This window comes from Streptomyces sp. V4I8 (assembly GCF_041261225.1).
In the GTDB taxonomy this organism is placed as follows: Bacteria; Actinomycetota; Actinomycetes; order Streptomycetales; family Streptomycetaceae; genus Streptomyces.
Window position 1 is genome coordinate 5,365,588 of sequence record NZ_JBGCCN010000001.1, and the last position, 12,763, is coordinate 5,378,350.

A 12,763-nucleotide genomic window follows, 5' to 3' on the forward strand; every position below is an offset into this window, starting at 1 on the left:
ACGGCTACCTCTGGTTCACCTGTAGTTCATTCGATCGCCCCGCTCCCGCACAGACGTGCCCCTAGCGTCCCCCACGCTGCATTCAAGGGGAAGCAAAGGGGAGAACAAGACACCATGCGCATTCCGTTGCCGATCATCAGAACGAACAGCGACTCGCACCCGGGCGGGCGGGCCGCCCTGACCTGCCGGTTCCGGTGTGGTGACGCCTGTTTCCACGAGGTGCCCAACACCACCACGAACCCGTACGTCGGTGACGTCATCGCCGAGGCCGTCAGCCGCCGTACGACGCTGCGCGCCGCCGCCGTCGTCACCGCGGCCGCCGCCGTGAGCGGCACCGTCACCGTGGCCGCGCCGAAGGCGGACGCCGCCGAGGCGGCCGCGGTGTCCGAAAAGACCGGGTCCTCCCGGGGTGCGCGCGGTCTGCGCTTCAACCCCGTCGCGCCGAACACCGCCGACACCGTGACCGTCCCGGCCGGCTACGCGCAGAACATCGTGATCCGCTGGGGCGAGCCCATCCTGCGTGGCGCCCCCGCCTTCGACCCGGAGAACCAGACCGGCGAGGCCCAGGCCAAGCAGTTCGGGTACAACAACGACTTCCTTGCTCTTCTTCCGCTGCCGGGTGAGCGGAATCGGCAGGTCCTCGTCGCCAACCATGAGTACACCGATGAGGTGCTCATGTTCCGGGGGTACGACGCCGCCAACCCGACCAAGCAGCAGGTCGAGGTCGCCTGGGCCGCGCACGGGCTCTCGGCCGTCGTGGTCGAGGGGGACCGCAGGAGCGGGAAGCTCACCGTCGTCCCCCGCCATCCGCTCAACCGGCGGGTCACCGCCACCAGCGAGTTCAAGATCACCGGGCCCGCCGCCGGCTCCGACCTGCTGAAGACCTCCGCCGACCCGACCGGCACCAAGGTCCTCGGCACGCTCAACAACTGCTCCGGTGGCGTCACCCCGTGGGGCACCACCCTGCACGGCGAGGAGAACTTCAACCAGTACTTCGCCAACGCCACCCGCGCGACCGACAAGCGGTACGGGCTCGGGACCGGCGCCACCGAGCGCAAGTGGGAGCGGTTCGACAAGCGCTTCGACGTCGCGCAGGAGCCCAACGAGTCGCACCGGTTCGGGTTCGTCGTCGAGCTCGACCCCTACGACCCCACCTCCAAGCCGCGCAAGCGCACCGCGCTCGGCCGCTTCAAGCACGAGGGGGCCACGGTTCGGCTGACCGAGGACGGGCGTCCGGTCGTCTACTCCGGTGACGACGAGCGCTTCGACTACTTCTACAAGTTCATCGGCAGCAAGCGGATGAAGAGGGGATCGAGCCGGGCCGTGCGGGAGCACAACCTCTCGCTGCTCGACGAGGGGACGCTGTACGTCGCCAAGCTCACCGGTGACTCGCCCGCCATCGAGATCGACGGCACCGGCAAGCTTCCCGCCGACGGTGAGTTCGACGGCAGCGGTGAGTGGATCCCGCTGGCCACCGCCACCGCCGACGGTGCCGTCTCGCACGTCGAGGGGATGACCGCGGACGAGGTGTTCGTGTTCACGCGGCTCGCCGGGGACAAGGTCGGCGCCACCAAGATGGACCGGCCCGAGGACATCGAGCCCAACCCGCACACCGGCAAGGTGTACGTCGCCCTCACCAACAACACCAACCGCGGTGTCGGGTCGAACGCCAAGGCCGACGAGGCCAACCCGCGCAACGCCAACAAGCACGGCCAGGTCCTGGAGCTGACCGAGCGCTGGAACCGCGCCGACAGCAAGAAGTTCGCCTGGACGCTGTTCCTGGTGGCGGGTGACCCGGAGGACCCGGCCACCTACTTCGCCGGGTTCCCGAAGGACGACGTCTCGCCGATCTCCTGCCCGGACAACGTCGCCTTCGACTCGTACGGCAACCTGTGGATCTCCACCGACGGCAACCAGCTCGGCTCGCACGACGGCCTCTTCGGCGTCGCTACGCGCGGTGAACGGCGCGGTGAGCTCAAGCAGTTCCTGACGATGCCGAACGGCGCCGAGACCTGCGGCCCGGTCATCCAGGACCGCCGTGTCCTCGTCTCCGTGCAGCACCCGGGCGAGATCGACGGCGCGACGGCCGAGAAGCCGCTGAGCGCCTGGCCGGACGGAGCAGGGAAGATCAACCGGCCGGCGGTCGTGGCGGTGTGGCGCAAGGACGGCTGCGACATCGGCGTCTGACCCCCACGGGCACCGGTCACGGGAGTGCTGGGACCGGCGGCTGCCGCTCGCCGTCGTGTTCCAGCCATTCCCGGTACGCCGGTGCCTGCCGCGCCGCCTCCCAGTACGCCTCCTCCAGCGCGGGATAGACGCCGTCCAGGTCCGTCTCCGTACGGGCCGCGAGGAGCAGCCGTACGCCGAGCGGGTCGCCGCGCAGGCGCCGTACCGCCATGGTGGGGCTGTCGGCGTGGGTCGGCTGGCAGACGGCGACCACCTCGCCGGTGGCGACCAGGGCGTCGGCCGTGTAGTAGTCGCCGTGCAGGACATGGGGGTTGACCCCGGCGGCGCGGAACATCCGCTGCACCGCGTCCCACTCGCCGTCCACCGTCGGGTCGACCATCCAGCGGTCGTCGGCCAGGTCAGGCAGGGTGACCTCCGCCTTCGCCGCGGCCGGATGGTCGGTCGGCAGGGACACGAACTGCGGCTCGCGCTCCATCAGCACGCGCAGGCGCAGTTCGGGCGGGATGCGCAGGGGAGAGCCCTCCACCTCGTGCACGAAGGCGACGTCCAGCTGGCCGTCGGCGACCATGCGCAGCAGGGCGTTGGGGGAGACGTTCATATGGAGGGTCGGGTCCTGGCCGTGGCCGCGCAGCCGGCGCAGCCAGCCCGCCAGGGCCTTGCTCGCCGTCGAGCCGACCCGCAGCTCCGCACCGCCCACCGCGGCCGCCCTCGCCTCGGCGACCAGGGCACGCATATCGGCCACCAGCGGCCGGGCGCGGCTGAGGACGAGACGGCCCAGCGGGGTGGGACGGCAGCCGGTTCTCGCCCGCAGGAACAGCGCGCCGCCCAGCTCCTGCTCGATCCGCCGCAGTTGCGTGCTCAGCGATGGCTGGGCGACGCCCAGCTGGCGGGCCGCCCGGTGCAGACTGCCGGTGTCGGCTATGGCGCACAGCGCGCGGAGGTGTCTCACCTCGAGGTCCATGCCCTCGCACACTAAAGCGGAACAACAGCTTTCACCAGCCGCACAAACCCCCTCGGATCCCTTGCAATTGGGGCCCTGATAGGGCGGTGCTATCACCGGTTGCCATCATCACAGCGGCCTCACAGGCGCCGACACTCGCCTTGACGACTCACCCCCCACCCAGGAGTCATCAATGCGCATTTCCACGTCCACGTCCCTGTCCAAGTCCCTGTCCGCCCGTACGGCGGTGGCAGTCGGTCTCAGTGTCGCGGCCCTCGGTCTGGGTACGGCCACTCCGGCGACGGCGGCTCCGGTCCACGCCGGCTATATCGCCAAGTCCGCGGAGTCCGACGCCAGTCGGGCGTTCTTCGAGGCGGTCCTGAAGTCCGTCGCCGAGAAGCGCGCCGCGAACCCGAGCGCCGCCGCGGCCGTCACCGTCACCTACGACGCCTCCGCGGCCCCCACGTTCAGCGCGCAGATAGCCCGCAGCACCGAGATTTGGAACGGCGCTGTGTCCAACGTCAAGCTCCAGCAGGGCTCGAACGCCGACTTCACCTACCGCGAGGGCAATGACTCGCGCGGCTCGTACGCCTCGACCGACGGTCACGGCAACGGCTACATCTTCCTCGACTACCAGCAGAACCAGGAGTACGACTCGACTCGCGTCACCGCGCACGAGACGGGGCATGTGCTGGGGCTGCCGGACCACTACGAGGGGCCGTGCAGTGAGCTGATGTCGGGGGGCGGGCCTGGTCCGTCCTGCACGAATTCCGTCCCGGATGCCAACGAGAGGGCCCGCGTGGACCAGCTGTGGGCCAACGGGTTCGCTGCCGCGATGGACAAGGCGCTGGAGAAGGTCGGCCGATAGGGCTGCCTGTACGGTCCCACCCCCCACATGGCGCGGTCGCCCCCCTGCACGGGGCGGCCGCGCCGGCTTTCTGGGCGCCTGACAGCTCGGGTGGTCTCTCTTGGCGGGCGGCTGCGGGTGGTCGGGGGCTGGTCGCGCAGTTCCCCGCGCCCCTGGGGCGTTGCCGTCCAGGCACCCTTAATGAGGTGAGGCGATGGCTCTTGCCGCCGCCACCTCCTGGCGTAGGGGTTCCAGGACGCTGCCTGCCGGGCCCGTCAGGTCGGTGCGGACCTCGTAGAGGGTCTCGGCCTCCCTTACGCCCTGCGCCAACTCCCGCAGCTGGAGGGCGACCTGGGTCACCTCGGCCGCCGACGGGGGAGCCGAGCCGTGTTTCACCCGTACCCGGGCCGCTGTCGTCGCGTCGACGATGCGTTCCACGGCGACGACCAGGGGCCACCACGCCGCCGCCCGGCGTCCGGTGGGCGGGGGTTCGGTCAGGGCGCGCTGGAACTCGGTGCGGATGGCGGAGAGGTTGCGGTAGAGGCGGCGGCGCATGCGGGCGCGGGCCGGTGGGTCGACGGCGTTCGGGCCGAAGGCGCCCTCCAGATAGCGGGCCGTGTCCTCCACCGCGTCCGCGAGCCGGTCGCCGACCCGGGTGTGCCAGCTCTCCGGCCACAGCAGATACCCGGCGACGAGGGCGATCGCGCAGCCCATGAGGGAGTCGACCAGGCGGGGCAGCAGCAGCGCGGTGCCCTGGCGGTTCAGGACGTCGGACAGGAGCAGGATCACCGGGGTGATGGCGGCCGTCTGGTAGCCGTACCCGCGTGGGGTGAGCGCGGGGATCAGGGGTGCGAGCAGGAACAGCACCGGTACGTCCCACCAGCCGCGGGGCACCTCCGAGAGCACCGCCGCCGCGATCACGAGCCCGGCGACCGTGCCGAGGGCGCGCAGCAGGGCGCGGGAGAAGACGGAGCCGAAGTCGGGCTTGAGGACGAAGGTGATGGTGAGGGCGACCCAGTAGGAGCGGGGGACCGGGATGATCGAGACGAGTACCTGGGCCAGGCCGATGCACAGGGCGAGGCGCAGGCCGTAGCGCCAGGAGGCGGCGGAGAGCGTCACGTTGCGCAGGGCGCGGGCGGCCCGGATGCTCAGCGCGGCCGGGCGGCCGAGGCGGTCGTCGATGCCGCGCGGGTCGACGTCCGGGCTGGTCACGACCTCGGCGGCGTGGCGCAGGGCGTGGTCGACCGCGCGGGCCGTCTCGGTGGTCGGGGTGGGGAGCCTGAGGCCTATCGGGCCGGTGTAGCCGGTCTCCACCGCGGCGGCGAGGTGCCGTACGGCCTCCGGGACCTCGGGCGGGAGGGGGTGGCCGCTGAGGCGTGCGGCGGGGGCGGCCTCCACGACCGGGGTGATGGCGTTCAACTGGGCGAGCAGCCGGGTGAGTTCGGGGCTGCGGCCGTGGTGGTGGGCGCGGTGGGCGAGGATGATGTCGTACGACTGGTTCAGGGACTGGGTGACGGCGTGCCGGGTGTCGTCGTACGCCAGGGTGTCGCCGCTGCCGCTGCCCCCGGCCGCCAGCAGATCGGCGACCCTCCGGTAGGTGTCCGCGACCGCGGCCCGCTCGGGGACCCCCGACCGCAGGGGCCAGGCGAGCAGGGCGAGGAGCAGGACGAGCAGGCCGCCGCCGGACATCAGCAGCGGTGCCAGCCACCACGCGCCCGGCATCGGAAGGCCCGCTCCGATCACGGAGGTCAGCAGCAGCACCAGGCCCGCCGCGGAGGCGACCGCGCCGATCGTCGAGATCATCCCGGAGACCAGCGCGACACCGGTGACCGCCGCGACGGCGACCCAGCCGTGGCCGTGGACCGCGGCACCGAGGGTGATGCCGACCGCGCCGAAGAGCTGGGGGATCGCGATGGTGGGGATGCGGACGCGGTAGGCGGCGGCGGTGTCGCTGATGACGCCGTTGAGGGCGCCCATCGAGGCGAGGGCGCCGTAGAAGGGGCGGTCGACGGCCAGCCCGATGGCCAGCGGGAGGGCCATCGCGATCGCGGCGCGGACCACGGCCGGCCAGTTCACGGGGGCCTTCTGGGCCCGGAGGTTCCGCACCAGCCAGTCGGGAGGTGTGAGGCCGATGGGGAACTCGCGGGACATGCGCCCATTATGGGCACCCGCGTTCAGCCTCAGCGGGGCGCCGTCGCCCTCATCCGCGCTGGTGAAGGGTGACGTCGACGAGCAGGGCGCGGTGGTCGGTGTCCGCCAGGTCGAGGAAGCGGGCGGTGCGGGCGGAGAAGTCGGTGGACAGGAGCACGTGGTCGATCTGCGTCCCGAAGGCCGGGGTGGTGCGGGCCGGCCAGCTGGGCGTGCGGTCGTGGCCGGTGAGCCGGGCGGCGTCGCGCAGGCCGGTGTCGAGGATGCGGCGGAAGGCGGCGTGGTCCTGGGAGGCGTTGAAGTCGCCGGCGACGACGAGGGGCGTCCTGCGGTCCGCGGCGTCCTCGGCGGCGAAGTCCCGCAGCTCACCGAGTTCCCGGCGCCACAGGTCGACGTGTCCGGGCAGCGGCGGCATGGGGTGCGCGAGCTGGAGCCGTACGGCGTGCCCGCGTATGTCGGCGACGGCGCCGGGCATGGCCATGGTGCCGTCGACCCCGTCGGCGGGTCCGGCCGGGTCGAGCGGGAAGCGGCTCAGGATGACCGACCCCGCCGAGCCCGCGGCCACCTGTGCCGCGCGGTGCGGGTAGTCGGTGCCGAGGGTCTCCTTGAGCCGGGCGTCGCAGGTGTGCTCGCACTCCTGGACGAACACGAGGTCCGGCCGTTCGCGGCGGACGGCGGCGACGAGGGCGTCGGTCGCCTGTCCGAACTCGACGTTCGAGGTCAGCACCCGGAAGGAGGCGAGCGGGCGGCCGCCCGGCTGATCCGTCTTGCCGTACGGCTCGATGAACCACGCCAGCAGCCCGAGCAGGACGACGGCCCACACGACGCCGAACCACCAGCGCGCGAACAGGGCGAGCAGCAGCCCGAAGCCGGTGGGCACGAGCAGCCACGGCAGGAAGGCGAGGAACTGCGGGACGGGGGTGATGCCGTCGGTGTCGGCGACCCGGCAGCCGACGACCAGGCTGATGCCCAGGAACAGCAGACCGGCCGACCAGGCGCCGAACCGCCGCCCGGCCCGTCGCCCGGTCCTGCCGTCCGGGGACGCCGTCCACTCGGCAGTTGCAGTGTCCAAGTCCCGGCCTTCCGCTCGTGGGTGGGATGCCCGAATCCTCCCTCAAAGACGGGGGCTGTGGGGGGAAGGTTGCGTGGCGGGAGGGGTCCCGGGGGCCGGCGCCGATGATGGGGCGCCGGTCACCGAGTGGAACGTCGAGCAAGGAGATCCCGAGATGACGCCCGTGCAGATCAACTGGCTGACGCTGGTGCTCGCGCCCCTCGCCGTCGTCGGGCTGGTGGTGGCCTTCGTCGCCGCGCGGTCGGCGGCCCGGAGGGGCGAGCCGATGCCTGGCTGGGGGAAGGCCGTTCAGGGGGTGGCGATCGCCTTCGTGCTGCTCGTGGCGGTCATGAATATGACTTCGACTGGTGCGTAGGGCCGGGGGGCCGGGGCCGGGGCCGTGTGCGGTGAGCGGCGTACGGCTCACGCGTCGACACGGGCCAGGAACGCCCCCAGCGCCTCGTTGAACTCGTCCGGCCGCTCCAGGTTCGGCATGTGTGCCGCTCCCTCGATCACCCGGAGGGTCGAGGGCCCCGGAGAGATATTCGGGGCCCTTCGCTTTGTCACTTGTCAGGGGTGGTTCAGTCGGCGGCCTCTGCTTTCGGCAATACGGAGAGAGTCTCGCAGTGCCTCGGTCGGCATCACAGCCCGCCCCGACTGTGGCCGTTCTTGATGGCCAGGCGTGCGCTGAGTTCCTCTCGCGCACTCGGCGGCTTCACGTTGCGCGGCAGGGCCTCCCACTCCCTACCGCCACCGATCGGCCTTATTTGCGCCCACCATTGCCTTGGGTCCTGTGCCGCCATCAAAGACGACGTAACACCTGACACCGAACCCGCTCAGGATGGCGTGGGCGAGGACGAGATTTCCCTTGCCTTCAACATTTATGACGCTGATGCCATTCGCGCCAAGGCTCAGGCCCTGTTGCTCAGCAAAACCGAGGATGACAGCCTCATCCGCCTCCCCTGCAACGAGCACAGCTGCCTCGACGAATAGCCCTTCTGCCAGATCCTTCACGTAGCAGCGAGGGTGAGGTTGTGGAGCAACAGCACCGGGCCGTGGGTGAGGTCGACTCGGGGCGCCCTGCTGGTGTTTCCACCAGTGGGTTTCTCCGAGCCGCCTCCCGAACCCGGCGTGCCCGTCTCCGGGCACCGGGCTCTCCGCAAATCCCGTTTCGGGGTGTTCAGTTCCTCATGCCGTAATGGGCCACGGGGTCGGGATGAGTGTTCCCCGGTATCGGTATCTGGTCGTGCTTACCTTTGCCGGGTTGAACAGTTCCCCTTCCTCCGTGGCAGGCCACCAGCCACCGCCGTAATAGCGTCGGCGGAGCTGCTTCCAAGTGATCCCGGGATGCTTGCGCCGGATCCATCGTGTCACCCTCATCCACGTGTAGTGGCTGAGGTAACAGAAAGCGACGTTTGACACTCCGGGACGGAAGTACGCGCACCATCCTCGCAACACCGGGTTCAGCCGGTGGAGTAAGGACTCCAGCGACAAGCCGACGTTCTGCCGTCCAGTCAGTTCCTTCACCTTGGCCGTTGCGGAACGCACTGATTTCCGTGCCGGATAGGTGTAGATGTACTGCCGGTCAGTGCCCAGTTTCCGGTGCCGCTGGATGCGCCATCCGAGAAAATCGAGGCCCTCGTCAATGTGCGTGATCTTTGTCTTCTCCACCGACAGGCGAAGGCCCACCGGCTTCAACGCCTCCGCGACCTCATCGCGTAATTCCTCGGCGTGCTCACGGCGCCCGAAGACAAGCACGAGGAAGTCATCCGCATACCGGACCAGCCGGTAGTTGGGCAATCCCCGGCGCCGTCTCCTGCGCCGATCCTCGGAGGTGCTGTCTGGTCCTCCGGGGGTCTGGGCGATGTGCTCGTCCAGGACCGAGAGAGCGATGTTGGCCAGCAGCGGCGACAGGATCCCGCCCTGCGGGGTCCCAGTGCGTGTGTCCGTGAAGGCCCCGTCCCGGGACAGGATCCCGGACTTCAAAAACGCCCTCACCAAGGACAACACCCGCTTGTCCCCGATTCGATTCCGCACCCGCTCCATGAGGGCCGGGTGCGAGATCTCGTCGAAGCACGCCGTGATGTCGCCCTCCACCACCCACTCATATCCGTGGCTGGCGAGATAGCGAGTCTCGGCGATCGCGTCATGAGCCCGGCGGTTCGGGCGGAACCCATAGGAACACGGGAGGAAATCCGCTTCGAACACCGGCTCCAGCACCAGTTTCAAGGACGCCTGGACCACTCGGTCCGCCACGGTCGGAATCCCAAGACGACGAAGCTTGCCATTCGCCTTGGGAATCATCCGCTCGCGCACGGGAACCGGTCGGAAGCTGCGGTCTCTAATCTGAGTCCGCAGCCTGCCGAGAAACATCTCGACTCCCTGCCCGGCCTCGATGGAGCGTGCGGTCTTCCCATCCACTCCGGCCGTGCGGGCACCCTTGTTTCCCCGGACACGGTCCCACGCCACCAACAGGAAGGCGGGATCGGCCACGAGGTTGAACAGATCGTCGAACCTGCGATGAGGATCATCAGCAGCCCAACGGTGCAGCTTGGTCTGGATCTCCAGTACCCGGCGTTCGGCCTTCATCAAGGCCCATTCCAGCTCGTCGGTATTCACCGGCGACAGCCTCCCGGCATTCCAGTTTCCTTACTGCTGACTTGCTGGCCCCCTTCCCCATGTGGCCGGCTCTCCCGGCCTCGGAGTACTACGGGGCCTCCGTCCTGCCCGACGACCATCAGCCGGCGATGGGCCTGCCCTTGACCGAACTGGACGTCCGGTCCTTGGGCGACCGCGGGCAGTTCCCACGTTCACCACGGAATCGATCGACGGGTGAGGTGCCCAGCTCTACCCCGGCAGCATCGCCACGCTTACGCCGCAGGCTTTCGGCGTGGCCTCCCCACCGATACGTGGAATCGGCTTCGGAGTCGACCACCGGCCAGCGGTGGTCGTGCACTGCGTCCGGCCCATATCCGCCAGGTTGGAGCCGGTGTCGTAATTACGGGGCGTCAAGCACTGATTCCTCGCGTGCACCTTCCCGTCTCGCTAGCCGGACCCGGACCGTCTGGCAGTGCCAATCCGTCCCGACGTTGTCGGGGCTGCTTACCGCTCGACTCGGCATCCCCCGAATCGAACTGCCCCCAGCTTCAGCCAGATTGCTGCGACAACCCGGCGGTGAAGGTCTCTCACCTCACTCGATTCCATGGCGCCTCGTGGCGCACCCACCCGTTACGACAAGCGTCGTTACGTCTACCCCGGCACCGCAACCGCCGCAACCCTCGTCATCTGGCTCCGAACGTGATCGCCCGGACAAGTTCGAGGTCAGTTCAGGCAGCGCCGCTGGCGTCCGGGGCGATGAAGCGCCGGTAGAGGGGGGGCGAACGTCACCTGGGGCTCGGTCGTGATGCCCAGTTCCCCCTTGACCACGGGTGCGACCCTGTCGGCGATGAACCGTGTGAAGTGATCCTCCGTCTCCCAGACGTCGGCCGCGTGGAAGCCGTCGTCGGCGAACCAGCCCATGTGCATCACGAACCCGTCCGGAGCGTCGTCTTCCCAGCCCACCCGGTCACGCGCCGCGTCGTACGCCTCTGGCGTGAGCTCGGGCCACACAAAGGTCATCACGACTGCCATGGGAGTTCCTCTCCATCGCCTCGGTGCGCCGCAGCCTGTGCGGCACGGCAGTACGACGCTAAGCAGGTCAGGTCGACCGGGCACATCGAAGCAGCCATTCGGAGCAGGTCGCCTCGCGGCGGACCGATCTCGACCTCAAGATCGATTACGGGACAGCCCTTATCAGGTCATCAGCCCGACGAGCGGCTGGGCGTGCTGTTCGGCGGACCTTGGCTGATGGTCGCCAGCAGGCGTGTGACCAGGGGACTACGGTCGTTCTTGCGCCAAGCGACGGCCACTCGCGTGCGGGCGGTGCCGGGTTCGATCCTGCGGAAGGCGACGCCTTTGAGGCGGATGCGTCGGATGCTCGCCGGGGCCAAGGAGACGCCCAGACCGGTTTCCACGAGGGCGCACACGGTCTGCCACTCCACCGCGTGCTGGACTATCTGCGGTGCGAACCCTGCTGCAGTGCACAGGCCGATGATCTGGTCATGCAGTATCGGGCCGACCGTGCGGGGCAGCAGCACGAAGGGCGAGTCCGCCAACTGTGCAAGCAGTACGGTCCGTTGGGCGGCCAGAGGATGCGTGGACGGCAGCACGGCCACGAAAGGCTCGCTGAGTACCGTACTGAAGCCGAGCTCTGTCTCGTCGGTGGGGGGTTCACGCAGTAGACCGATGTCGATGGTCTTGTCGTGCAGGGCGGCGATCTGTGGAGCGGTGGTCATCTCGTGGATGTCCAGGTGCACGCCAGGAAACTGGTGACGGAAGGTGCGCAGCAGGCCGGGCAGGATCGTCAAGGCGAGGGAGGCGGCGAAGCCGATCCGTAGGCGGCCGGCCTGGCCACTGCCGACAGCCCGGGCTGCGGCCAGGCCGTCCGCGAGGCCGGTGAGTGCCCGCCGGGCGGCGGGCAGCAGTTCGCTGCCGGCCGGGGTCAGGGTGACATGCCCTGGGGCGCGGGTGAACAGCTCGTGGCCGACCTTGCCCTCCAGGCGGCGGATCTGCTGGCTCAGCGGCGGCTGGGCGATGCCCAGGCGGGCGGCCGCGTGGCCGAAGTGGAGTTCCTCTGCGAGCACGACGAAGGCGTGCAGCTGCGGTAGGGGGAGTTCGGGGCGCTCCATACGCCCAGAGATATCAGACCATGCATGCGGTCGTATTAGACGTATCAGTGCTGGCCATTTAGCGTTCGGCGCATGACAGAGCGACGCGCGATCCTCAGCGGCTCGGCCTTTGAGGAGCAGATCGGCTATGCCCGTGCTGTGGTCGACGGCGACTGGGTACATGTGTCCGGGACGACCGGGTTCGACTACGCCACCATGACGATCTCCGACGACGTGGTGGAGCAGGCCGAGCAGTGCCTGCGCAACATCGAGGCGGCACTGGCCGAGGCGAAGTGCACCTTCGCCGACGTGGTGCGCGTGCGCTACCTACTGCCCGACCGCGAAGATTTCGAACCCTGCTGGCCGGTCCTGCGCCGCTACTTCGGCGACGTTCAGCCCGCCGCCACGATGCTCATGTGCGGTCTCGCCGACCCGCGGATGAAGATCGAAATAGAGGTGTACGCGCGGCGGCGTATCCCGCCTCGCAGTGGCGCCATGAGCAATCACTCGGAAGCGTCTGTCGTGCCCGTCGAGGCCTATGAACCCCCCTACTACGCGGCCGTCTTCACTACGGTGCGGACTCAGGACCAGAGCGACTACAGCGAGACCAGCGCATACTTGGAAGACCTGGTGAAGGACGTCCCCGGGTACCTGGGGATGGACCACGCGCAGACTCCTGGCGGGCTGGGCATCACCGTCAGCTACTTCCGCGACGCCGACGCCCTCACGGAGTGGCGGACCAACGCCGAGCACCGCGCGGCGCACAATCGCGGGCGAGCCCAGTGGTACCAGAACTACACGCTGCATGTGGCGAGAGTGGAGCGGAGCCACGGGTTCACGCGAGCGCAGGTCCCGCAGAGCCCGACAGCAGGCTGACCAACCGA

Annotated in this window: 11 protein-coding genes and 1 pseudogene; 4 read left to right on the forward strand and 8 right to left on the reverse strand. The window is 69.4% G+C overall.

The window, feature by feature from the left end:
- Window positions 1–114: 114 nt before the first annotated feature.
- Complete coding sequence (locus tag ABIE67_RS24330) at window positions 115–2,187, forward strand: PhoX family phosphatase (RefSeq protein ID WP_370260917.1); 2,073 nt, start codon at window positions 115–117, stop codon at window positions 2,185–2,187.
- 16 nt (window positions 2,188–2,203) lie between these two features.
- On the opposite strand, the gene ABIE67_RS24335 is transcribed toward ABIE67_RS24330, so the two are convergent.
- The gene (locus ABIE67_RS24335; RefSeq protein WP_370260921.1) at window positions 2,204–3,148 is read right to left on the reverse strand and encodes a LysR substrate-binding domain-containing protein; all 945 of its coding nucleotides are present in this window, start codon (window positions 3,146–3,148) and stop codon (window positions 2,204–2,206) included.
- A 172-nt stretch (window positions 3,149–3,320) separates the two neighbouring features.
- Here ABIE67_RS24335 and snpA point away from each other — a divergent pair, with 172 nt between their 5' ends.
- Window positions 3,321–3,995 carry a snapalysin gene (snpA, locus tag ABIE67_RS24340; RefSeq protein WP_370260925.1) on the forward strand — a complete coding sequence of 225 codons (675 nt, stop codon included), beginning with the start codon at window positions 3,321–3,323 and terminating at the stop codon, window positions 3,993–3,995.
- A gap of 177 nt (window positions 3,996–4,172) precedes the next feature.
- Here snpA and ABIE67_RS24345 read toward each other — a convergent pair whose 3' ends face one another.
- Both ABIE67_RS24345 and ABIE67_RS24350 read right to left on the reverse strand, forming a co-directional pair.
- Window positions 4,173–6,125 (reverse strand): FUSC family protein, encoded by a 1,953-nt coding sequence (locus ABIE67_RS24345; RefSeq protein WP_370260929.1) that lies wholly within the window; start codon window positions 6,123–6,125, stop codon window positions 4,173–4,175.
- A 49-nt stretch (window positions 6,126–6,174) separates the two neighbouring features.
- Window positions 6,175–7,194: an endonuclease/exonuclease/phosphatase family protein gene (locus tag ABIE67_RS24350; protein WP_370260933.1), complete on the reverse strand. Its 1,020-nt coding sequence runs from the start codon at window positions 7,192–7,194 to the stop codon at window positions 6,175–6,177.
- A gap of 154 nt (window positions 7,195–7,348) precedes the next feature.
- Between ABIE67_RS24350 and ABIE67_RS24355 the strand changes: the two genes are divergently transcribed.
- Entirely contained in the window at window positions 7,349–7,549 is a 201-nt protein-coding gene (locus ABIE67_RS24355) for a hypothetical protein (RefSeq protein WP_370260936.1), read from the forward strand.
- 47 nt (window positions 7,550–7,596) lie between these two features.
- Here the strand turns inward: ABIE67_RS24355 and ABIE67_RS24360 are convergent.
- The 5 genes and pseudogenes from ABIE67_RS24360 to ABIE67_RS24380 form a co-directional block, all read right to left on the reverse strand.
- A pseudogene (locus tag ABIE67_RS24360) lies at window positions 7,597–7,701 on the reverse strand (alpha/beta fold hydrolase); the annotation flags it as partial.
- A gap of 216 nt (window positions 7,702–7,917) precedes the next feature.
- Window positions 7,918–8,322 carry a TOPRIM nucleotidyl transferase/hydrolase domain-containing protein gene (locus tag ABIE67_RS24365; RefSeq protein ID WP_370260938.1) on the reverse strand — a complete coding sequence of 135 codons (405 nt, stop codon included), beginning with the start codon at window positions 8,320–8,322 and terminating at the stop codon, window positions 7,918–7,920.
- Window positions 8,323–8,361: 39 nt separating this feature from the next.
- Window positions 8,362–9,792: a group II intron reverse transcriptase/maturase gene (gene ltrA, locus ABIE67_RS24370; protein WP_370252167.1), complete on the reverse strand. Its 1,431-nt coding sequence runs from the start codon at window positions 9,790–9,792 to the stop codon at window positions 8,362–8,364.
- Window positions 9,793–10,494: 702 nt separating this feature from the next.
- Window positions 10,495–10,803, reverse strand: a complete 309-nt coding sequence (locus ABIE67_RS24375; protein ID WP_370260940.1) for a hypothetical protein — start codon at window positions 10,801–10,803, stop codon at window positions 10,495–10,497.
- 170 nt (window positions 10,804–10,973) lie between these two features.
- Complete coding sequence (locus ABIE67_RS24380; protein ID WP_370260944.1) at window positions 10,974–11,900, reverse strand: LysR family transcriptional regulator; 927 nt, start codon at window positions 11,898–11,900, stop codon at window positions 10,974–10,976.
- A 72-nt stretch (window positions 11,901–11,972) separates the two neighbouring features.
- Here ABIE67_RS24380 and ABIE67_RS24385 point away from each other — a divergent pair, with 72 nt between their 5' ends.
- Window positions 11,973–12,755 (forward strand): Rid family hydrolase, encoded by a 783-nt coding sequence (locus ABIE67_RS24385; protein WP_370260948.1) that lies wholly within the window; start codon window positions 11,973–11,975, stop codon window positions 12,753–12,755.
- The last annotated feature ends 8 nt before the right edge of the window (window positions 12,756–12,763 follow it).

Excerpts from the sequence above, each read along its gene's own strand:
- ABIE67_RS24330 (WP_370260917.1), top strand. The coding sequence starts at position 115 with ATGCGCATTCCGTTGCCGATCATCAGAACGAACAGCGACTCGCACCCG.
- ABIE67_RS24335 (WP_370260921.1), bottom strand. The coding sequence starts at position 3,148 with ATGGACCTCGAGGTGAGACACCTCCGCGCGCTGTGCGCCATAGCCGAC.
- snpA (WP_370260925.1), top strand. The coding sequence starts at position 3,321 with ATGCGCATTTCCACGTCCACGTCCCTGTCCAAGTCCCTGTCCGCCCGT.
- ABIE67_RS24345 (WP_370260929.1), bottom strand. The coding sequence starts at position 6,125 with ATGTCCCGCGAGTTCCCCATCGGCCTCACACCTCCCGACTGGCTGGTG.
- ABIE67_RS24355 (WP_370260936.1), top strand. The coding sequence starts at position 7,349 with ATGACGCCCGTGCAGATCAACTGGCTGACGCTGGTGCTCGCGCCCCTC.
- ABIE67_RS24375 (WP_370260940.1), bottom strand. The coding sequence starts at position 10,803 with ATGGCAGTCGTGATGACCTTTGTGTGGCCCGAGCTCACGCCAGAGGCG.
- ABIE67_RS24380 (WP_370260944.1), bottom strand. The coding sequence starts at position 11,900 with ATGGAGCGCCCCGAACTCCCCCTACCGCAGCTGCACGCCTTCGTCGTG.
- ABIE67_RS24385 (WP_370260948.1), top strand. The coding sequence starts at position 11,973 with ATGACAGAGCGACGCGCGATCCTCAGCGGCTCGGCCTTTGAGGAGCAG.